The organism is Luteibacter anthropi, from assembly GCF_011759365.1.
In the GTDB taxonomy this organism is placed as follows: domain Bacteria; phylum Pseudomonadota; class Gammaproteobacteria; order Xanthomonadales; family Rhodanobacteraceae; genus Luteibacter; species Luteibacter anthropi.
The window spans coordinates 419,426-440,860 of the sequence record NZ_JAARLZ010000003.1 but is presented as its reverse complement, the minus strand read 5'-3'; the positions used below and the strand labels follow the sequence as shown (position 1 = coordinate 440,860).

General features: G+C 64.3%; 17 protein-coding genes, 1 tRNA gene and 1 pseudogene. 11 read left to right on the top strand and 8 right to left on the bottom strand.

The genetic code is table 11. From position 1 onward, the window contains the following. Positions 1–55: 55 nt before the first annotated feature. A complete protein-coding gene (gene infA, locus HBF25_RS07540; RefSeq protein ID WP_019466733.1) occupies positions 56–274 on the bottom strand; it encodes a translation initiation factor IF-1 in 219 nt (72 codons plus the stop codon). A gap of 97 nt (positions 275–371) precedes the next feature. After that, a complete protein-coding gene (locus tag HBF25_RS07535; RefSeq protein ID WP_166947231.1) occupies positions 372–650 on the bottom strand; it encodes a polyhydroxyalkanoic acid system family protein in 279 nt (92 codons plus the stop codon). A 128-nt stretch (positions 651–778) separates the two neighbouring features. Between HBF25_RS07535 and HBF25_RS07530 the strand changes: the two genes are divergently transcribed. From HBF25_RS07530 to HBF25_RS07480, 11 genes and pseudogenes are all read left to right on the top strand, one after another. After that, a complete protein-coding gene (locus HBF25_RS07530) occupies positions 779–1,552 on the top strand; it encodes an FHA domain-containing protein (RefSeq protein ID WP_166947230.1) in 774 nt (257 codons plus the stop codon). 78 nt (positions 1,553–1,630) lie between these two features. Beyond that, a complete protein-coding gene (serC, locus tag HBF25_RS07525) occupies positions 1,631–2,716 on the top strand; it encodes a 3-phosphoserine/phosphohydroxythreonine transaminase (RefSeq protein WP_166947229.1) in 1,086 nt (361 codons plus the stop codon). Positions 2,717–2,795: 79 nt separating this feature from the next. Beyond that, entirely contained in the window at positions 2,796–3,896 is a 1,101-nt protein-coding gene (gene pheA / locus HBF25_RS07520; RefSeq protein ID WP_166947228.1) for a prephenate dehydratase, read from the top strand. Beyond that, positions 3,893–5,005, top strand: coding sequence for a histidinol-phosphate transaminase (gene hisC / locus HBF25_RS07515; protein WP_166947227.1), 1,113 nt, complete (start codon positions 3,893–3,895; stop codon positions 5,003–5,005). Before pheA ends, hisC begins: the two co-directional genes overlap by 4 nt. Then, complete coding sequence (gene aroA, locus HBF25_RS07510) at positions 5,002–6,309, top strand: 3-phosphoshikimate 1-carboxyvinyltransferase (protein ID WP_166947226.1); 1,308 nt, start codon at positions 5,002–5,004, stop codon at positions 6,307–6,309. Before hisC ends, aroA begins: the two co-directional genes overlap by 4 nt. A gap of 174 nt (positions 6,310–6,483) precedes the next feature. Continuing rightward, positions 6,484–7,269 carry a 3-deoxy-manno-octulosonate cytidylyltransferase gene (gene kdsB / locus HBF25_RS07505; RefSeq protein ID WP_166947225.1) on the top strand — a complete coding sequence of 262 codons (786 nt, stop codon included), beginning with the start codon at positions 6,484–6,486 and terminating at the stop codon, positions 7,267–7,269. A gap of 208 nt (positions 7,270–7,477) precedes the next feature. Next, the gene (gene uvrC, locus HBF25_RS07500) at positions 7,478–9,301 is read left to right on the top strand and encodes an excinuclease ABC subunit UvrC (protein WP_166947224.1); all 1,824 of its coding nucleotides are present in this window, start codon (positions 7,478–7,480) and stop codon (positions 9,299–9,301) included. 44 nt (positions 9,302–9,345) lie between these two features. Further along, positions 9,346–9,960, top strand: coding sequence for a CDP-diacylglycerol--glycerol-3-phosphate 3-phosphatidyltransferase (gene pgsA / locus HBF25_RS07495; RefSeq protein ID WP_166947223.1), 615 nt, complete (start codon positions 9,346–9,348; stop codon positions 9,958–9,960). Between the two features lie 38 nt (positions 9,961–9,998). After that, positions 9,999–10,074 (top strand) — tRNA-Gly (locus HBF25_RS07490). A gap of 224 nt (positions 10,075–10,298) precedes the next feature. Continuing rightward, positions 10,299–12,242, top strand: coding sequence for a tyrosine-type recombinase/integrase (locus tag HBF25_RS07485; protein WP_034012210.1), 1,944 nt, complete (start codon positions 10,299–10,301; stop codon positions 12,240–12,242). A 243-nt stretch (positions 12,243–12,485) separates the two neighbouring features. Next, positions 12,486–12,830 (top strand): annotated as a pseudogene (locus HBF25_RS07480) (LysR substrate-binding domain-containing protein); the annotation flags it as partial. A gap of 160 nt (positions 12,831–12,990) precedes the next feature. Here HBF25_RS07480 and HBF25_RS07475 read toward each other — a convergent pair. From HBF25_RS07475 to HBF25_RS07450, 6 genes are all read right to left on the bottom strand, one after another. Further along, a complete protein-coding gene (locus tag HBF25_RS07475; RefSeq protein WP_166947222.1) occupies positions 12,991–16,110 on the bottom strand; it encodes an efflux RND transporter permease subunit in 3,120 nt (1,039 codons plus the stop codon). Beyond that, complete coding sequence (locus HBF25_RS07470) at positions 16,107–17,618, bottom strand: efflux RND transporter periplasmic adaptor subunit (protein ID WP_013391832.1); 1,512 nt, start codon at positions 17,616–17,618, stop codon at positions 16,107–16,109. Before HBF25_RS07470 ends, HBF25_RS07475 begins: the two co-directional genes overlap by 4 nt. A 15-nt stretch (positions 17,619–17,633) precedes the next feature. Further along, positions 17,634–18,869 carry a TolC family protein gene (locus tag HBF25_RS07465; protein WP_013391831.1) on the bottom strand — a complete coding sequence of 412 codons (1,236 nt, stop codon included), beginning with the start codon at positions 18,867–18,869 and terminating at the stop codon, positions 17,634–17,636. Positions 18,870–19,041: 172 nt separating this feature from the next. After that, the gene (locus HBF25_RS07460; RefSeq protein ID WP_016445093.1) at positions 19,042–20,010 is read right to left on the bottom strand and encodes an IS5 family transposase; all 969 of its coding nucleotides are present in this window, start codon (positions 20,008–20,010) and stop codon (positions 19,042–19,044) included. 161 nt (positions 20,011–20,171) lie between these two features. Continuing rightward, the gene (locus tag HBF25_RS07455) at positions 20,172–20,483 is read right to left on the bottom strand and encodes a hypothetical protein (RefSeq protein WP_006226245.1); all 312 of its coding nucleotides are present in this window, start codon (positions 20,481–20,483) and stop codon (positions 20,172–20,174) included. A gap of 286 nt (positions 20,484–20,769) precedes the next feature. Then, a complete protein-coding gene (locus HBF25_RS07450; protein ID WP_013391828.1) occupies positions 20,770–21,411 on the bottom strand; it encodes a LysR substrate-binding domain-containing protein in 642 nt (213 codons plus the stop codon). Positions 21,412–21,435: the final 24 nt, after the last annotated feature.

The following is a 21,435-nucleotide window of genomic DNA, read 5'->3' as shown; positions in this document are numbered from 1 at the left end:
AAGCCGCGGCGAGGGCCGCGGCTTTTTTCCTTCCGGCGAAGTGGCGCGGTGGCGCTTACTTCATGCGGTAGGTGATACGACCCTTGGTGAGGTCGTAGGGGGTCATTTCGACCTTCACCTTGTCGCCCGTGAGAATACGGATGTAATGCTTGCGCATGCGGCCGGAGATATGGGCAGTAATGACGTGCCCGTTCTCGAGCTGCACGCGGAACATGGTGTTGGGCAGGGTCTCCTGGACCGTGCCTTCCATTTCGATGACGTCGTCTTTTGCCATGTGTTCCGGGTCGGATAGTTGGCCGGCGTGGCCGCATAAGTCCCGTATTATGGCATGGCAGGGAGGCCAAGACCACCCGCCCGGGAGTGACGCCCGCTCAGTGGCCGAAATGCTCCTCGAGCTTGCGGCGGATTTCGTCCTCGATGGTGCCCTTCATGAGGGCCAGCATCATGCCCAGCTCGACCATCACGCGGACCTGGGTGTCGTCGACGTTGATCGAGCCCTTGGCCCCCGGGCCGGTAAAGGTATAAAGGCCATCCTGCCACTGGCCCTTGGTGCCCAGCTTCTCGCTCATGCGCGAGGCGATCTTCTGTGTCGTCTCGAGGGCAGCGGCGCGCGTGGTGCCATGGGGGTGATGGATGTCGATCGTGGGCATGGGGATTTCCGGAGAACGTGTCGACTCACGAGTCTAGCAGGCACGTTGGGCGACGATCACGACATCTTTACGTTTCAAACAGATACCGCAACCTGCTAAAGTCGCGTCGTCAACGTCCCGGTTCATTCATGCGCATCGAATTCGTCAGCTCGGCACGCGGTGATTTCCACTGGTCACGGCCCGTGCTCACGATCGGCCGCGCCGAGGATAACGACCTCGTGGTCTCCGAAGCCCAGGTCGCCGCCCGCCATGTCCGCATCCATCGCGACCGTCGCGGCCTCGTGCTCGAGGTGGCGCCGGAGACAGGCCGCGTGTACGTCAACGCGCGTCCCGTGCGCGAGTGGGCCCTGCTGCGTTCGGGCGACAGCCTGTCGATGGGCGACTGCCGCATGCTCATCCGCGACGACGCCGACATCGATAACCGCGAGTTGGCGGCGCCCACCGATGCGCGCTGCACCGTTGCCCTGCGGCCGGTTGCCGGCCCGCTGTCCGGTCGCACCGTGGCCGTGGGCGAGCGCCTGGAGCTGGGCGCCACCCATGGTGCGCTGCCGCTGGAGCTTCCGGGCAACGACGCGGCCCTGCTCAGCCTGTTCTGGGAAGACGACCAGCTGATCCTGGACGCCACCCGCGTCCCTCCGCGTCACGCGGTGCGTATCAACGGCGTCACCGTGGCCCGTGCGGCCCTGCAGCCCGGCGACCAGATCGGCATCGCCAACCATCGCTTCGTGCTCGATGCGCCCGGCTGGGCCGCCGAGCCGGTGGTAACCGTTGTCGAGGAGATTCCCGATGCCACCGCCGAGTCCGAGGAAAGCGCCGGCTCGCGCAACGATGTCTGGTGGCTGATCCTTACGGCGGCCCTGCTGGCCGCGGGTATCGCAGCAGTGCTGTTCATGCCCGGCTGATTGCAGGGCAAAGCCCTTTCAATTGCACAGGGCGCTGGGAGCATAATCGGGGTTCCCCCTCTTCAAGGTGCTTCTGGCGTGACAAGAGCCTGGAATTTCAGTGCGGGCCCGGCTGCGTTGCCGGAACCGGTCCTGCGGCGTGCCCAGGCGGAGCTGCTCGAGTGGAATGGCTCGGGTGCCTCCGTGATGGAACTGTCCCACCGGGGCAAGCGTTTCATGGAGCTGGCGGCCGAGGCCGAAGCCAGCCTGCGCCGACTGCTGGGCGTGCCGTCCGGCTACAAGGTGCTCTTTCTCCAGGGCGGGGCCACGCAACAGTTCGCCCTGGTGCCGATGAACCTCGCCGGCCCCGGCGATCATGCCGACTACATCGTCACCGGGCACTGGGGCGAAAAGGCCGTGCGTGAAGCGGCGCCCTATATCGATGCACGCATCGCGGCCACGTCGGAATCCGATCATTACCTGAAGCTGCCTGACCGCGACACGTGGCGCCTGAGCCCGGGTGCTTCCTACGTTCACTACACAACGAACGAGACGATCCACGGCGTCGAATTCCACGACATCCCTGACGTCGGCGACGTGCCGCTGGTGGCGGACATGTCGTCGAACATCCTCAGCGAACCCCTGGATGTCTCGCGTTTCGGGCTCATCTACGCCGGCGCGCAGAAGAACATCGGACCTTCGGGCTTCGTGGTGATGATCGTGCGCGACGACCTGCTCGCACGCGCAGGCCGGCCGATGGCGAAGATCTTCCGTTACGCCGAGCATGCGGCAAACGATTCCATGCTCAACACACCCAATACCTGGGGCTGGTATCTCGCGAAACTCACCTTCGACTGGCTGGAAGAGCAGGGTGGTCTTGCCGCGATGGGCGAACACAACGCACGCAAGGCAACGACGCTCTACGACGCCATCGATGGCTCGGGCGGTTTCTACCGCAGTCCGGTGGAGGTGTCCGCTCGCTCGCGGATGAACGTGCCCTTCACCCTGCACGACAGCGCGCTCGATGCGGCATTTCTCGCCGAATCGGAGAAGGCGGGGCTGCTGGCGCTCAAGGGGCACAAGGCCGTGGGCGGCATGCGCGCATCGATCTACAACGCCGTGCCACAGGAGGCCGTGGACGTCCTCGTGAAATTTATGCGGGACTTTGCAACGCGGCACGGTTAAAGTCGGAAGTCGCCGCAATGCAGCATGCCTGCGGCGACAATTCCCTTTCAATTGCAACCATTTAGCCGCCCGGACGTCCATGAGCAAGACCCCTGCCGACAAACAAGCCACGCTCGTCGAAGCGCGCCAGCGCATCGACAGCATCGACCAGCAACTGCAATCGCTCATCAGCGAGCGCGCCCAGTGGGCGCAGCAGGTCGGCCGGGCCAAGGGCCCGTTGAAGGCGGCTGTGGACTATTACCGACCCGAACGCGAAGCCCAGGTCCTGCGCGGCGTGATCGACCGCAACGACGGCCCGCTGCCCGATGGCGAGCTTGTGCGCCTGTTCCGCGAGATCATGTCGTCGTGCCTCTCGCAGCAGCAGCCGCTGAAGATCGGCTTCCTGGGACCCGAGGGCACCTTCAGCGAGCAGGCCGTGCGCAAGCACTTCGGCCATGCCGCCTACGGACTGCCGCTGGGCAGCATCGAGGAAGTCTTCCAGGAAGTGGCTGCCGGCAATGCCGACTTCGGCGTGGTGCCGGTGGAGAACTCCGGCCAGGGCATGATCCAGATGACCCTGGACATGTTCCTCGTATCCAAGGCCACCATCTGCGGCGAAGTGGAGCTACGCGTTCACCAGAACCTGCTCTCGCTTACCGGCGAGCTGAAGGATGTGAAGCGCATCTACTCGCATCCGCAGTCGTTGCAGCAGTGCCAGGGCTGGCTGCGCGTGAACCTGCCCAACGCCGAGCGCATCGCGGTATCCAGCAACGCCGAGGCCGCGCGCACCGCGCGCCTCTCGCCGGATTCCGCCGCCATTGCCGGTGAAACGGCCGGGCGCGTGTACGGCCTGAAGACGGTGGCAGGCCCCATCGAGGATCGCTCGGACAACACCACGCGATTCCTCGTGATCGGCCGCTCCATCTTCCCGGCCTCCGGCAACGACCGCACCTCGCTGCTCGTCGCCGTGAAGGACAAGCCGGGCGCGCTCTACGACGTGCTCAGCCCGCTGGCAAAGCACGGCGTCAGCATGAATCGCATCGAATCGCGCCCGGCGCATACGGGCAAGTGGCAGTACGCGTTCTTCATCGACGTTTCCGGTCATGTGGACGATGCCGCCGTGCAGGCCGCGCTTGAGGAAATGAAACCCTCGGCCGCCGATGTGCGTGTGCTCGGTTCCTACCCGGTCGCCTTGCCGTGACCGCCGGGTTCGACGCAGCGACGCTCGCCAACCGGGCGACGTCGGCACTTCGCGCCTATGATCCCGGTCACGACCTGCCCACGCTCCGTGCGCGCTTCGGCGACGTATTGTCGGAGCTGGGCTCCAACGAAAATCCGCTGGGCCCCAGCAAGCTGGCCATGCGCGCGGCCACGCGCGTGCTCGACGACATCTTCCGTTATCCCGATCCGCTGGGTGCGTCGCTCAAGCATCGCATCGGCGACGAACTGGGCGTGCCGGTGTCCGGCATCACGCTCGGCAACGGTTCGCACGAACTGCTGATGCTGCTGGCGCAGTGCTTTGCCGATGCCGAGCATCTGGTGGTGCATTCGCAGTACAGCTTTGCGGTGTTTCCCATCGCCGCTGCGGCCGCTGGTGCGCGCGGCATCGTGGTGCCGGCCTTGCCCGTGGATCATCCCGAGGCGCCTTACGGGCACGATCTGGATGCCATGGCGAAGGCGGTTACGCCCGATACGCGGCTGGTCTACCTCGCCAACCCGAATAACCCCACCGGCACCTGGTTCACCGATGCCGCGCTCGAACGCTTCCTTGCACAAGTGCCGTCGAGCACGCTCGTGGTGGTAGACGAGGCCTATAACGAATACGTGGATGCACCGGGCCTCAGCACCGCGCTGCATCTGCTGAGCCGTTACCCGAACCTGATCGTCACCCGCACGTTCTCCAAGGCCTATGCCCTGGCAGGGCTGCGCGTGGGATACATGCTCAGCCATCCGTCGGTGGCGGCGGTGTGCGAGCGCCTTCGCGAATCCTTCAACGTGAACGGCGTGGCGCTGGCCGCTGCCGAGGCCGCGCTGGGCGATCACGAACACCGTGCACGCGTGCGTGACACCAACCGTCGTGATCGCGAATGGCTGGCCGGAGAACTCACGGCGCGTGGCATGCGCGTGTTTCCGTCGCAGACCAATTTTCTCCTGGTGGACGTCGGTCGCGATGCCACCGAGCTGGAATCCCACCTGTTCGGCACCGGCGTGATCGTGCGCCCCATGGTCGGCTACCGCCTGCTCACCACGGTGCGCATCAGCATCGGCAGCCGCTCGGAACTGCAACGCCTGCTGGAGAACCTGCCGTGAGCCGTATCGACTGGACCAGCCACCAGGGTGGCCCGCTGCGCGGCGAGATCACCGTGCCCGGCGACAAGTCGGTATCGCATCGCTCGCTGATGTTCGGCGCGCTGGCAGAAGGCACGTCGCATATCCGAGGCTTCCTCGAAGGCGAGGATACCCGTGCCACGGCAGCCATCCTCGGCAAGCTCGGCGTGCGTTTCGAGACGCCCGCACCCGGCGAGCGCATCGTGCATGGCGTGGGCCTGCATGGCCTGCGCGGCACGGCGGACACGCTCGACTGCGGCAACGCAGGCACCGGCATGCGCCTGCTCGCCGGCCTGCTTGCAGGCCAGGCGTTCGACTCGACCCTGGTGGGCGACGAATCGCTCTCGCGTCGTCCGATGCGCCGCGTCACCGATCCGCTCGGTGAGATGGGCGCGCAGATCGACACGAACGACGGCAAGCCGCCGCTGCATATCCACGGCGGGCGTAAGCTCAAGGGCATTACGTACCACCCGCCGGTGGCCAGCGCGCAGATCAAGTCCGCGTTGCTGCTGGCCGGCCTGTATGCCGATGGCACCACCGAAGTCATCGAGCCCCATCCCACCCGCGACTACACCGAGAGCATGCTCAAGGCGTTCGGCTGGCCCATCGAATACTCGCCGGGCAAGGCGAAGCTCGACGGTGGTCATACGCTGCGGGCGGTGGATGTCGACGTACCGGCGGATTTCTCGTCTGCGGCGTTCTTCATCGTGGCCGCCTGCATCGTGCCGGGCTCCGAGCTGCGCCTGAAGGCCGTGGGCCTGAATCCGCGACGCACGGGCCTGCTGGCCGCGCTGGAGCTGATGGGTGCCGATATCACGGTAGAAAACGAGCGCACCAGCGGTGGTGAGGATATTGCCGACCTGGTGGTGCGTTATCGCCGGCTGCATGGCGTGGCCCTGCCGCTCGACATCGTGCCCGACATGATCGACGAGTTCCCCGCGCTGTTCGTTGCCGCTGCGGCGGCCGAAGGCATGACCACGATCCGTGGCGCGGCCGAGTTGCGCGTGAAGGAATCCGACCGCATCGCCAGCATGGCAAACGGCCTGAAGGCGTGTGGCGTGCTTATCGATGAACTGCCCGATGGCGCGATGATCCGTGGTGGCCAGATCCACGGCGGCACCATCGACAGCCACGGCGATCACCGCATCGCGATGAGCTTCGCCATCGCCGGCCTGCTGGCCTCCGGCCCTATCGTCATTGGCGATTGCGCCAACGTGGCGACGTCGTTCCCGGGGTTCATGGAGCTGGCCAATGGTGTGGGGTTCAACCTCGGGCCAGTCCGGTAAGTTTTCGTATTTCCGGTCGCGCGCGAGGCGCGCTCCTACAGGGCAGCTCTCCCATGTCCACGACATCCTTGTAGGAGCGCGCCTCGCGCGCGACCGGGAACGCGGTACCCATCCCCACCTTGCACCCGCCCCCCATTCGCGACACGCTTCCGCATCCCCCTTACGGAAGCCGACATGGCCGCCAAGCTCCCTCCCTTCGTCGTCGTCGTACCCGCACGCTTCGGCTCCACGCGGCTGCCCGGCAAGCCGATGCTGAAGATCGGCGGGGTGTCGATGATCCGCCGCGTGGCCGAGCGGGCAGGGCAGGCGGGTGCGGCACAGGTGGTGGTGGCGACCGACGACATGCGCGTGGCCGGCGAATTGCGTGGCTGCGGCGACATCCTCGTCTGCATGACCCGCGAAGACCACGCCTCCGGCACCGACCGCATCGCCGAAGTGGCCACCCACTACGGCTGGCCCGAAGACACCATCGTGGTGAACCTCCAGGGTGACGAACCCTTCGCCCCGGCCGCCGGCATCCGCGCCGTGGTGGCGGCACTGGCGGGCGATGACGCCCCCATGGCCACCCTGGCCACCCCCATCGACCACGCCGACGAACTGTTCGACCCCAATATCGTCAAGGTCGTACGCGCCGCCAACGGCCGTGCCCTGTACTTCACCCGCGCCCCTTCGCCCTGGGCCCGCGACGCCTTCGCCCGCGACCGCACCTCGCTGCCCGCCGACGTCCCCTTCCTGCGCCATATCGGCATCTATGCCTACCGCGCCGGCTTCCTGCGTCGCCTCGCGGCCCTGCCGCGCACCCCGCTGGAACAGGCCGAGTCGCTGGAGCAGCTGCGTGCCATGGAACATGGCTACGCCATCTCGGTCCAGCCCACGCCCGAGCCGTTCCCGCCGGGCATCGACACCGCCGAGGATCTGGATCGCGCCGAGCGCTGGCTGGCTTCCTCAGGCAACGTGTAGGAATTCCCGTACACGGCAACGGGCCGAAGACCCACCCCCTTTCATGGCTTCACCCGAATGCCCTACCCGGGGCAAGCCCGTAATCTATCCCTGTCGCCACAGTCACCCCCTAAGGACGGCGACACTCCCACGGAAGGTCCACGCCGGCATGGCCACCCCATGCCGGCGTTTTCGTCTGCGGTCATCGTCGACGCGGTAAAATGCCCCCATGGAGCACACCGAGTCGCATCCGTTCGACGGCAAGGCCTTCGTTCGCCACCTCACCACCTCGCCCGGCGTCTATCGCTATTTCGACGCGGAGGGCGAGCTGCTGTACGTGGGCAAAGCGGCGAACCTGAAGAAGCGGGTCAGCAACTACTTCCTGAAGCCCCCCATGGATCCGCGCATCGCCTCGATGGTTTCGCAGATCGATCGTGCGGAAGTCACGCTGACGCGCACGGCAGGCGAAGCCCTGCTGCTGGAATCCCAGCTCATCAAGTCGCTGAAGCCGCGATACAACATCGTGCTTCGCGACGACAAGAGTTATCCGTATATCTACCTGTCCGGTAACGAGTCCTACCCGCGCCTGGCTTTTCATCGTGGCGCCAAGACCGGCCCGGGCCGCTATTTCGGGCCTTATCCCAGCACGTTCGCCGTGCGCGAGAGTCTCGGCCTCATGCAGAAGCTGTTCAAGGTGCGCCAGTGCGAAGACAGCTACTTCCGCAACCGCTCGCGCCCCTGCCTGCAACACCAGATCGGTCGTTGCAGTGCGCCCTGCGTGCAGCTGATCGAGGTGGATGACTACCGCAACGATGTGCGCCACGCCGAGATGTTCCTCGAGGGGCGCAGCAGTGCCGTCATCGACGAGCTGGCGTTGTCGATGGAGCAGGCCAGCGCCGCACTGAACTTCGAGCGCGCCGCGTCGCTGCGCGACCAGGTGGCGGCGCTGCGTCGCATCCAGGCCCAGCACTTCGTGCAGGGCGCCAGCGCCGACATGGACGTGATCGCCTGCTGCATGGACGGCGGCATGGCCTGCGTCAGCGTGCTGTTCTTCCGCAACGGCGTGAGCCTGGGATCGCGCGACTTCTTCCCGCGCCTGCCCACCGATGCCTCGGTATCCGACGTCATGGAGCAATTCCTCGCCCAGTACTACCTGGAGCGCCAGGTGCCGCGCGAGCTGGTGCTTAGCGATGCGGTGGAAGACGACGACGTGCTGGCTTCCGTGCTGTCCGAGCATGCGGGTCACATCGTTGCATTGAAAACGAATGTGCGCGGTGAGCGCGCCCGCTTTCTTGAAATGGCCCAGCGCAACGCCAGCGCGGCACTCACGTCGCGTCTGGCCAGCCGTCACACCTTGCTCACCCGTTTCGATGATCTGCAGAAAGTGCTCGAACTCGACGCGGCGCCGCGCCGTATCGAATGCTTCGACATCAGCCATACCCGTGGCGAAGCCACCGTGGCCTCGTGTGTGGTGTTCGGCCCCGAAGGCCCCGAGAAGTCGCACTACCGCCGCTTCAATATCGCGGGCATTACGCCGGGCGACGATTACGCCGCCATGCATCAGGCCCTCACCCGACGCTTCAAGAAGGTGGTGGAGGGTGGTGCGAAGCCCGACATCCTGCTGATCGACGGTGGCACGGGCCAGGTGGGGCAGGCCGTGGACGTCCTGCGCGAGCTGGGCGTGGAGGGTATCCGCGTAGTGGGCGTGGCCAAGGGGCCGGGCCGTCGCGCGGGCGAAGAGACTCTGGTACTGGCCGAGAGCGGACGCACGCTGCACCCGGGCACCTCCTCGCCGGCCCTGCACCTGGTGGCCGCGGTACGTGACGAAGCGCACCGTTTCGCGATCAGCGGCCATCGCCGTCGTCGTGAGGCGGCTCGCGAGCGGAGTACCCTTGAAGACGTGGCAGGCGTGGGCGCACGGCGCCGTGCGGCCCTGCTGAAGGCCTTCGGCGGGCTGGCGGGCGTGGAAGCCGCGGGCGTCGAGGAATTGATGAGCGTGAAGGGTATTGATCGCGGTCTCGCAGAACGCATCTATGCCATGCTTCATCCCTGAATGTACGAGGCGGCTGGATGGCTGCCCGGAAGACCGGCTCACCTATGCGAATCAACCTGCCTACCTGGCTGACCCTTTTCCGAGTGCTGCTGCTGCCGGTGATGGTCGTCGTGTTCTACCTGCCGTTCCGCGGCGCCAACCTGGGCGCGGCCATCGTCTTCGTCCTGGCGGGCGTCACCGACTGGCTCGACGGCTATCTGGCCCGAAAGCTGAACATGACCTCGGCCTTCGGTGCCTTTCTCGATCCGGTAGCCGACAAGCTGATGGTCGCCATCACCCTGTTCCTCCTGGTGCAGTCCCACCCCGGTGGCTGGCAGGGCATCCTGCTGGCGGTGACGGCGGCGGTGATCGTGGGGCGTGAGATCAGCGTCTCGGCACTGCGTGAGTGGATGGCCGAGATCGGCGCCCGCTCCAAGGTGAAGGTGGCCTTCCTGGGCAAGCTGAAAACCGCGATGCAGATGGTGGCCCTGGTGGTCCTGCTGCTCCAGCACGACGCCGAAACCCTGCGGCTGTACCACATCGGCGAAGCCCTGCTGGTGATCGCAGGCATCCTCACCATATGGTCGGGCGTGGACTACCTGCGGGCCGCATGGCCGGCACTACGCGGTGATGACGTCGACGTAAAGAAAACGGAAAAAAATCCGGTGCAAAGTAGTTGACACATTGTCGAACTCATCTAGAATAGCTGGACCACGACGCGGGAATAGCTCAGTTGGTAGAGCACGACCTTGCCAAGGTCGGGGTCGCGAGTTCGAGTCTCGTTTCCCGCTCCAAGTTATGATCTACGGACTTCCACTGACGTCTGTAAGTCGTTGAAAAGAGGAGCTTCGGCTCCTTTTTTCATTCCAGCGAAAGCCACGGAAATCCACTGACAGCCAGCGTTTTTGAGGCCAAAAACAAGGCCAAAGAATGCGGGTGGTGCCGGTTCCGGGTTGTTGCTGGGGTTGGATCGGGATGACAAGCAGCATCGGGCCTAAGTCCAAGACTTAGGAGCTTGATGATGACACTCTCTGATCTGACCGTGCGGCAAGCCAAGGCCGCCGAGAAAACGTACAGCATCCCCGACACCGATGGCCTCGGCCTGGTGGTCGCCCCCACCGGCGGCAAGTCGTGGCATTTGCGCTATTACTGGCTCGGCAAGCAAAAGCGCATCTCCCTGGGGAACTACCCCGAGATCGGTTTGCGCGAAGCGCGCACCTTGCGCGACGAAGCCCGGGCGCTTCTGGCAAAGGGCATCAACCCCCATACCGATCGCAAACAGAAGCGACACGCGGTCAAGCTTGCGGCCGACTACACCTTCAAGGCCGTCTTCGATGCGTGGGTCGAGCATCGCCGCAAGGAAATCAAGGAGGGCAGGAACAGCACGCTGTCGCAGATCCTGCGGATCTTCAACAAGGACGTGCTGCCCAGCCTCAAGCAGATGTCGATCTACGACATTCGCCGGCCCCAACTCCTGGGCGTCCTGGCGAGGATCGAGGAGCGCAAGGCGTTCACCACTGCCGAGAAGGTCCGCACCTGGCTGGGGCAGTTGTTCCGCTATGCCCTCGTCATCGTGGAGGGGCTGGAAGCCAATCCGGCCTCCGACCTGGACGTGGTGGCCGAGCCCAAGCCCCCGGTGAACCACAACCCCTACCTGCATCTTCGGGAGCTTCCCGAGTTCCTGCACAAGCTCAGGCTCTACAACCCTCGTGGTTGGCAGACCCAACTCGGCATCCGGCTGCTGTTCCTGACCGGCGTGCGTACCGGCGAGCTGCGGCTGGCGACCCCGGACCAGTTCGATCTCGACCGTGGCCTGTGGATCATCCCGCCGCAGATTGTCAAACAACTCCAGGACGAGATGCGCAAGGCCGGCAAGCGCCCGCAGGACGTTCCGCCCTACATCGTGCCGTTGTCCGTGCAGGCCATCGAGATCGTGCGCTACCTGTTGGGTGTGATGAAGCCGGCCCAGGTCCATCTGCTCACGCACCGCAGCGAACTCAAGAAGCGCATCAGCGAGAACACCCTCAACGCGGCCTTGAAACGAATGGGCTACGAGGATCAACTGACCGGGCACGGCATCCGCGGAACCATCTCGACGGCGCTCAACGAGATCGGCTATCCCAAGATTTGGGTGGACGCGCAGCTTTCGCACTCGGACCCGAACAAGGTGAGTTCGGCCTACAACCACGCCAAGTATGTTGAGCCGCGCCGTCGGATGATGCAGGACTGGGCGGATCGCCTCGACTTACTCGAACAGGGCCAGGTCGAAGCGGCCAGCGCCCACCTCACCATCCATATCGAGGGCGTGCCAGCCATCGCAGGGGAGGACAACCCCGACGCCATCGTTGCAGGCACTTCTGCGGCTTCGGCTCCGCCCGTGGTGGTCACCCCCATTGTCGTGACGCCAAACGACGCGGGAATCACCTTCCAGCGGCTGTCGCAGGTGCCACCGCCCCCGACGCGTGCGCCGGCGCCGGCGCCGGAAGTATCCGCCATCCAGCGCGAGCGCGAGGAAATGCTCGCCATCTACGAATCGCCGAGCAGTTTGCCGGTTCCGCTGTTCGGTAAGCTGGCCGGAAAGTCCAAGGACCAGATAAACCGCGAGCTGAAGGCGGGCAAACTGCTGTCCATCAGCTTGGGCAATCGCGGGCAACGTGTGCCCGACTGGCAACTGGTGCCGCTCAAGCACAAACTGGCCCAGGTGCTCATGAACCAGTGTCCGCACGCGGATTCGTGGGACTTGTACCGGATGCTGACCCGCGTACACCCGGATCTGGGTGATCGCGCGGCCATCGACATCGTGACACCCGGAAATTTGGGCATGGTCGTGCGGGTCATCGCGGGCACCCAGCAGCAGCCAAACAGGCCCGGACCTGATTCGTCTGCGCAAGGTATTCCAGAGGAGATTCGCCAGCGCATTCAACGGTTGCTAAATGATGCGGCAATGCTCGAAAGTGCCTGACGCTGGCCGACGGCCAAAGATGGATGCTTTGGCCGTCGGAAGTGAGCTACAGGATGCGGGCCTTTGCAGTCCGCAGCGCATACGGCGCGGCGCGATGAGGCGTGCGGCCATCCTGAAGGCCATAGCCTTCTGAGCGCCTACAACCGGACTGAGTCAGCCCCTACGTCGTCCCAGAATGTAGTGGTCGTATTAGTGAGCGCGCCGCAGTAATTACCGAGAAGTAATGGGGTAAGGCATCGGGACTGCATCACTGGTCCTCGGGGACGGCAGAGACCCACTTGGTTGCTCCGCGTATCGGACCAGCGCGTACGTCGGCAGGAAATCTATCCGCGCCATGAATTCAGTGATGGTGAAGCAATGTTGGCGGCGGGTCTGGCCGGCTGCGGCATCATGCAGATGCCGACATGGCTGGTGGCCGAAGATATACGGCAGGGGCGCTTGATCCCCTTGCTGCCGGACTGGGCAGGTGGTGAGATGCCTATCCATGCAGTGTGGCCGCAATCGCGTTACCTGCAGCCCAAGGTTCGGGCTGTCATAGAAATGCTGACGATTCTGTCTGAACGGCCGGGGTCAGGTTTTGTTCCCTGATATGGCTCGTCACTGCCAAGCGGTTAGTCGTGCCTCCGCGCCTTCGGCCAGTTCTTACGCCGGCTAAAGCGCATGTGTCGAATGGTTATTCGCTCGGGTGCCGATAGGCCGCACCGGAAACGGCAGGGCCTTGGTTATGAGACCCTGCCGCGTTGCAACGTTAGCGCGGCTTACGCATCAGCATGTAGGCAGCCGGAATCACGAAGAGCGACAGCAACGGAGCGGTCACCATCCCTCCAAGCATCGGGGCTGCGATGCGGCTCATGACCTCCGAGCCCGTACCGCTGCTCCAGACAATGGGTACCAGGCCCGCCAGGATGACGGCGACGGTCATCGCCTTGGGCCGCACGCGCAGCACGGCACCCTCCCGGATCGCATCGAGCAGTTCTTCTCGCGTCGGGTCGCGTCCATCGGGGCAACGTTCCGCCAAGGCCTGCTTCAGATAGATGAGCATCACCACGCCGAACTCCGCCGCCACACCTGCCAGCGCGATGAATCCCACGCCGGTGGCGATGGACAGGTTGTAGTTCAGCAGGTACAGGAACCAGATGCCCCCCGTGAGCGCGAAGGGCAAGGTCGCCATGATCAAGCCCGCTTCGTCCACACGCGCGAAGGTCAGGTACAACAGAACGAAGATGATCAACAGGGTGGCAGGCACCACAACCTTCAGGCGTGCATTGGCCCGCTCCATGTATTCGAACTGCCCGGAGTAGGTGATGCTCACACCCGGCTCCAGCTTGACCTGCTGCCCGATGGCATCGCGCAGTTCGTTGGCCACCGAGGCTAGATCACGGCCGCGCACATCGACATAGACCCAACCGGAGGGCCGTGCGTTCTCGCTCTTGAGCATGGGCGGCCCATCGGTGATCGCGATGCGTGCCACGGTCCCCAACGTGATCTGCTGACCCATCGGCGTGAAGATGGGTAGTTCTGCCAGCCGTTGTGGTGAATCACGCCATTCTCGCGCGTAGCGCAGATTGATCGGAAAGCGGGCAAGCCCCTCGACCGTTTCCGAGACGTTTTCGCCACCCACCGCGCCGGCGATGACGGCCTGGACATCGGCGATGTTCAGGCCGTAGCGACCGGCGGCTACGCGGTCGATCTGAACATCCACGTAGCGCCCGCCCGTCAAGCGCTCCGCGAGGGATGACGTCACGCCGGGAATGCCCTTGGCGACCTGCTCGACCTCTGCAGCGATGCGATCGATCACGCCCAGGTCGTTGCCGGTCACCTTCACCCCGATCGGGCTCTTGATGCCGGTAGCCAGCATGTCGATGCGATTGCGGATAGGGGGAATCCAGATATTGGACAGGCCCGGGATCTTCACGGCACGATCCAGCTCTTCCACGAGCTTCTCGGGCGTCATGCCTGGACGCCATTGTTCCCTGGGCTTGAGCTTCACCGTGGTCTCGAACATCTCAAGGGGCGCCGGATCGGTCGCAGTTTCGGCCCGTCCTGCCTTGCCGAACACCTTGTCCACTTCAGGTACGGTCTTGATCATGCGGTTGCTCAGCTGCAGCAACTCCGTGGCGCGCTGCGCCGAGAGTCCCGGCAGGGCCGAGGGCATGTAGAGCAGGTCCCCTTCGTCCAACCTCGGCAGAAACTCACCGCCGAGCCGCGCCAAGGGCCAGGCCGTGGTCGCCAAGGCCAGCACGGCGATCAGCAGCGTCGCCTTAGGCCGGCGCAGTACCCACTCCAGTGCTGGCCGGTAGACTGCAATCAGGATGCGGGTGATGGGGTTCTTCTGCTCATCCGGGATACGCCCGCGAATCCAGTAGCCCATGAGTACGGGAATCAGCGTCACTGACAGCCCTGCGGCCGCGGCCATCGCGTAGGTCTTGGTGAACGCCAGCGGGCCGAACAGCCGGCCTTCCTGCGCTTCTAGGGTGAAGACCGGGATGAACGAGAGCGTGATGATGAGCAGCGAGAAGAAGAGCGCAGGACCGACTTCCTCTGCGGCCTGTGTGATCACGTCCCACCGTTCCTTGCCCTGCAGTCGTTGATCCGGGTGCGCGTGCTGCCAAGCCTCCAGCTTCTTGTGGGCGTTCTCGATCATCACCACCGCTGCATCCACCATCGCCCCCACGGCGATGGCAATCCCCCCCAGCGACATGATGTTGGCGTTGATGCCCTGGTAGCGCATGACCAGGAACGCCGTCATCACGCCCAGAGGTAGCGAGATGATGGCCACCAGCGCAGAACGAAGATGCCAAAGGAACAGTGCGCAGACCAGCGCCACCACCAGAAACTCTTCGCCCAGCTTGGTCGTGAGATTGCGAATGGCCCGCTCGATCAGCGCGCTGCGGTCGTAGCTGGTGACGATCTCGACGCCCGGCGGCAGGCTGCCCTGCAGCTCCGCGAGCTTGGCCTTGACGGCAGCGATCGTCTCCTGGGCATTCTTGCCGGAGCGCAGCACCACCACGCCGCCGGCGACCTCGCCTTCTCCGTCGAGTTCGGCAATGCCACGCCGCATCTCCGGGCCTATCTGGAGCGTCGCCACATCCCCCAGCCGCACCGGCACACCGCCGCGTGCCGTCAAGGGGATCTCCCGGAACTCGTCCAGGGTCTTGAGGTATCCGCTCGCGCGGACCATGTACTCCGCGCCTGACAATTCCAGGACGGAGCCGCCGGTCTCCTGGTTGGCCCCCATCAGGGCATCGCGGACTTGAGCCTGACTGAGGCCATAGGACGCCAACTTGATCGGGTCGAGCACGACCTGGTACTGCTTGACCATGCCCCCCACCGATGCCACTTCGGCCACGTTGGGCAGGCTCTTGAGTTCGAACTTCAGGAACCAGTCCTGCAACGCACGCAGTTGCGCCAGATCGTTCTTGCCCGTGCGATCCACGAGCGCGTACTGGAAGATCCAGCCGACGCCTGTGGCGTCCGGACCCAGGGCCGGCTTCGCCGTGGCGGGCAATCGGCCCTGGACCTGGTTCAGGTATTCCAGTACCCGTGAGCGGGCCCAGTACAGGTCGGTTCCGTCCTCGAACAAGACATAGACGAACGAGTCGCCAAAGAACGAGAAGCCGCGCACGGTCTTGGCCCCTGGCACCGACAGCATGGTGGTGGCCAACGGGTAGGTGACCTGGTTCTCGACGATCTGCGGCGCCTGTCCTGGGTAGTTGGTGCGAATGATGACCTGCACGTCTGACAAGTCCGGCAGCGCATCCACGGGCGTGCTGCGAACGCCCCACACGCCCCATGCCGTGAGCATGGCGGTGGCCAGCAGCACCAGGAAGCGATTGGCCACCGACCATCGAATCAGTTTGGCGATCATGGCTGCACCTTTTCGATGGCGGTGATCACGTAGTCCTCACCTTGCTTGGAGAAGGTGAATCGCACCTGCTGCCGAACCGAAAGACCCGCGGCGAGCTGCGGGCTGCTCAGCTTGAAGCCCATGGTCATGGCCGGCCATTGGAGGGCTGGCACGGCCTCGTGCGCCAGCGTCAGCTCGGTGGGCGACATCTCCTCGATCACGCCGCGCACCACGAAAGCGTTGGTGGCCGCGGCCGGTGGCGACGAGGTGCCGTGCCCGTTGTGCGGCGATGCAGGCGCGGACGCCGCGGCACCTGCAGGCAGCACGCCCCGCAGGCTGGCTTCCGAATCGATCAGGAACTGCGCCGAGGCCACCACCTGCTGTCCCGCCGCGAGCCCGCCGTTGACCACCAGTTGATCGCCTACCTCCGCGCCCACCTGGACCTCCACGGGATGGAACTTGCCGGGTCCATCGACCACATAGGCCAGTGCGCGCTTGCCGGTGCGGATGACCGCCTCGCTGGGAACAAGCAGCGCGGGCTGTTCGTTGCCTTTGAGCGCGATCTGGCCGGACATGCCGGCCTTCAGGCGCTGGCCGGGATTGGCCATTTCAAGCCGCACTCGCACCGTACGGGTGTCGCGGTTGGCTTCGGGCAGGATGCTCACGATGCGCGCCTGGAGCACTTCACCGGGAAACGCCGCCAGCCGGACCTGCGCCGTTTGGCCGACCTGCAATGGCCCGCTTTGTGCTTCGGGGACAGCCGCTTCGATCCACACCGTGGCCAAGCCATTCACCCGGGCCAGGCTTTCCCCGGCGGAAACCGTCATGCCCTGACGCACCATCAGTTCGGCCACCAAGCCGCCTTGAGGTGTTGTGACCGTGTACAGCCCCTTGGGCTCGCCTGTGCGCTCCACCTGGGCGATCAGGGCTTGCGGCATGCCGAGCAGCAGCAGCCGTTGGCGGGCAGCTGCGGTCAACGGTGCGTCGCCCATCGCGCGAACCGAGAGAAACTCGCGCTGTGCGGCGATCCACTCCGGCAGCAATAGGTCAGGCAGCGGTGCCCCTGCTGCGATCACGTCGCCCGCAGCCCGTGCGTAGACACGCTCGACGAAGCCAGCGGTCCGCGCCTGCACGATGCTGACGTCGCGGTCGTTGAGCAGCACGGTGCCCACGACGTTCACATCTGCGCCGATCTTGCCTTGCACGACTTCGGTTGTACGCAGGCCCAGGGCTTGCACCGCTTGCGCCGACACGCTCAGGCCCGTGCTGTCCTGAGTGTCTTCATCTGCGTACTTCGGCATCAACGCCATGTCCATGTAGGGCGATTTGCCGGGCTTGTCGAACTTCTGGGCCGGCACCATCGGGTCGTACCAATACAGCACCTTGCGCTCGGTCGGAGCACTTGCAATGGTGGCAGCGGGGGAGCCGCTGAGGTGGCCGGCGCGCCATTGGGCGACGCTCCATCCAACGGCAATACCGGCAGCAATCAGCGTCAAGCCGGCAAGGATGTTTCTCGAAGAGGTGTTCATGGCGAGGGTCTCCACTCAGTCCGCGATCAGGCTGTTCAGTCGGGCGACGAGGCTGTCGCGCTGCGCTCCGAGGTCGATCAGACGCATGCGCGTCTCCAGTACCTGGGCGCGTGCACTGAGCACAGCGCTCAGGTCCCCCTTGGCGGATCGGTAGTTGCTCAACGCAAGCGCCGCTCGGTTCCGTACCAGCTGCAAGCCTGCGGTCTGCAGGCGGTCGATCTGGCTGTTCAACGCTTGGAGTTCGGCGGCGCTGTCGTCCAGCTCCTGCAAATGACGCCGCGCCACGTCTTCGCGTTCGGCGTCCAGACGCTCCAACTCGTGCCGTTTTGCCTCGATCATGGGCACTTGGCGTCGATCCTTCTGCCATGGCAGATCGAATGTCACCTGGAATGACACCATGTCGCCCCATCGGCGATCCCGCCGGCTATAGGCAATCTCCCAGGCCCAATCGCCGCGGGTCTCTGATTGGGCTTCGCGGGACTCGGCCCGGGCCATGCTTTGCATCGCCGGATAGAGTTCAAGCTCCGCGTGATTCGCCAGTTCTGTGCGCAGTTGCGCGACGGGGTGAGTGAGCGGGCCTGGATCGCCTTGCAGTGCTTCGTCGGCCCTGGAGCCCACCCAGCGCCGCAATGCGGCCCTGGCCTTGGCCCGGTCCCGCTGTAGATCGTCACGGCGGTCCGTGAGTGTCAGCGCCTCCTGTTGCGCGACCAACAGGTCGCCAGTCTGGGCCGTGCCGCCGGCGACGCGAGCGGGGAGACTGTCTTGCAGGCGCTGGTTCTCCGCGAGCAGTTCCGTCAGCAGTATCTCCCGTTGCTCCACCGCCTGCGCGGCGATCCACGCCAGGCTGAGTTCCTGGCGGATCTGCAATCGCTGCAAAACCAGCGCCGCGCGCTCTCGATCCACACGCGCCTGCGCACTGGCGACCTGGGCGTCGCGCTTGGCCCTGTTGGGCACTTCCTGCATGAGCGCCAGGCGCTGCATCGTCATGGATTCGCGCGTCATGCTCCAGCGATCCATGCCGCTGATGGGATAGTTTTCGATGCCGAGCGAGAGCTTGGGGTCGGGCAGCGAGCCTGCTGCCTTCTGCACGGATTCGGCGACGTTGACCTGCAACTGCTGCGCGCTTATGCGCGGGCTCTGCTGCTCCGCGATAAGGCGTGCCTCAGCAAAATCGAGGGCGTAGGCCACAGGCGAAACAAGCGCACTGCCTGCCAACGCGATGCTGATAGCTTTCAGACGATGCAATCGCATCGAGGCCGGCGTTGTGCCTCGGCCGTACGCTGACGGGCGCCCCTCGGGAAGGTCTGATCAAAGCGCTCTGATGCTTGGATTTCAGCGTCAAGGCGCCAAGTCGACCTCGATATGATGGATTTTGCGCCGTTTCTGACGCTTTTCGACGGCTTTCCCCGTCCAACAGACGGATTTACCCCGTCGGCAGCAACAGACGTCGCCGCGCCATCCACAGATTCGACAGCGCGAACAGCGTCAACACCTGCGCCGTGTTCTTCGCCAACCCGCGATAGCGCACCTTGGTGTAACCGAACTGCCGCTTCACCACTCGGAACGGATGCTCCACCTTCGCCCGCAGGCTGGCCTTGAAGTGCTCCCAGCGTTCGGCGTATTTGCGATCACGCTTGTTCTTCATCGCACGAAGCTTCGACGGCTTCTCCGCGATCCAGAACGCAGCCTCCACGCCTTGCAGCTCCTCGCGCTTGTCCGCGCCCGTGTAGCCGCTGTCGCCGCAGATTGTGTCTTCCTTGCCGTGCAGCAGCTTGTGCACCTGCGTCACGTCGTTGACGTTCGCCGCCGTGCACTCCACGTGGTGCACCAGGCCCGACTCCTCGTCCACGCCAATGTGCGCCTTCATCCCGAAGTGCCACTGGTTGCCCTTCTTCGTCTGGTGCATCTCCGGATCGCGCTTGCCGTCCCTGTTCTTGGTCGAACTCGGCGCCGCGATGATCGTGGCGTCCACGATCGTGCCGGCCTTCAAGCTCTGGCCCTTGCGCGCCAGGTGCGCGTTCACGCGCTCCAGGAGCTGCGGCGCCAGATCATGCGTCTCCAGCAGCCGGCGGAAGCTGAAGATCGTGGTCTCGTCCGGAATGTTGTCCAGCCCGCTGAGGCGGGCGAAGCGGCGCATCACCGCCGTGTCGTACAGCGCCTCTTCCATGGCCGGGTCACTGAGCGCGTACCACTGCTGCAGGAAGTGGATGCGCAGCATCGTCGCCAGCGCGTACGGCTGCCGGCCACGCTGGCCCATCTTCGGGTAGTGCGGTGCGATCAGCGCCAGCAATGCGTTCCACGGCACAACCTGCTCCATCTCCGCCAGGAAGATCTCGCGTCGCGTCTTCTTCCGCTTGCCCGTGTGTTCCGCGTCCCCGAAGCTCAGCTGCATCGTCGTCATCCGTCGAACCTTGCGCTATTGTCGCCGAGGAATTGTTCAGAGCATCCCTCGGGGGCGCCAAAAAAGGGAGTAAACATGGTTGTCCTCGGAATTGGTGTTCACGAAATCACGTGGTCTGCCGCATCGGTGCGCGGCGAGCACGGACACATAAATCAATTCCGCAGGACTTGGAACGTGAGGTAGATCGGCGGAAAGCCCGCGCGGGGATTGGGAGGAATGTAGGTAACGTGCCGCCTGAGGGCTACCCGGTCGAGAACCAACCCGGGCAGCGAGTTGGCGAGCCACATCACGTGCGCCGCGAGAAACTGAATGTCCAGCCCCTGCCATGAAAGCGCCGACTCCCGATCGCCACTGCAATGAGCGTGGCACAACTGTGGCGCTTCGCTGTCCATGGAATCAGGCATGCCGGTGCAATCCGACATTGGCAACTTGTCAGCCTGCTGCATCGAGATCGTGGCACGCATTTGCGTGGTTTCCACAGATGCCCTCGGGTCTGGCTTGGGACAGACGTACATCGCCATCGCAACCTGCGAGAAAAGCAAGGTTACGACTAGGCCGCTGGTAATCCAGCGGCTCCATCTTGCGAGAAGGCGCCTTAAGCCGATCATGTGGACATACTATTGGAAGTTGTGGGGAGTTGAATTGATCAAGGTCAGTTTCCAGGATGAATTGATGCGTCTGGACGGCGCCTTGGCCCGAACCGGCATCCACTGCAAATCCACCGGCAAGGGCGGGCACCGCACGTGGCTGTCATGCTTTACGCGCCTCGGCAACTCGCAAGGCTCTAAGCTCAAATCGATCAGCTACAAGATTCGTCTGTCCCGAGAGTCGCTGCAGGTGCGTAATGACCTCGTAGGGGCCATCGGCTATTGGACGCGTGCAGATTCCGCACTGGCTAGCGGTTTCGATGCGTGATCGCGAAGAAATCCCTACGCCATATCCAGCTGCGACCCAGAGCAACAACATCTCAAAAGAACTGACATGCTGGACATTCGGCCTTTCCGTTGATGACATGGAGGACAGGTACTGGTCCAGCGAAGGAGAATATTCGGCCTTCCATCGAAACACGGAGTGCTCCTTAAGTTCGTCTATTCTGATTGACTGCTGCCGGAGCAGTGGGTATCCCAGCGGCGTGGCAAGAGCTGTCGCCTCAAACCAAAGAGAAAGACTCTTCAGCGAAGAATCGCTCACCTGCTTCAGAGAAAGGCCGACGTCGAAGCGCCGTTTGTAGAGGCCTGTAATGAGATCGCTCGTCGTAACCTCATTAAATTCCATAAAAACTTCGGGCTCCTCCGCGCGCTGCAGGGCAAGCAATGCAGCTAGGTTCGAAGAGGCCACACCAGGCGCTATGGCGAGCCTGAGCTGTGGGCGTGGGCTGGTGGCGTCGTGCATGAGAGGCCCCAAGAAGCGATAAGA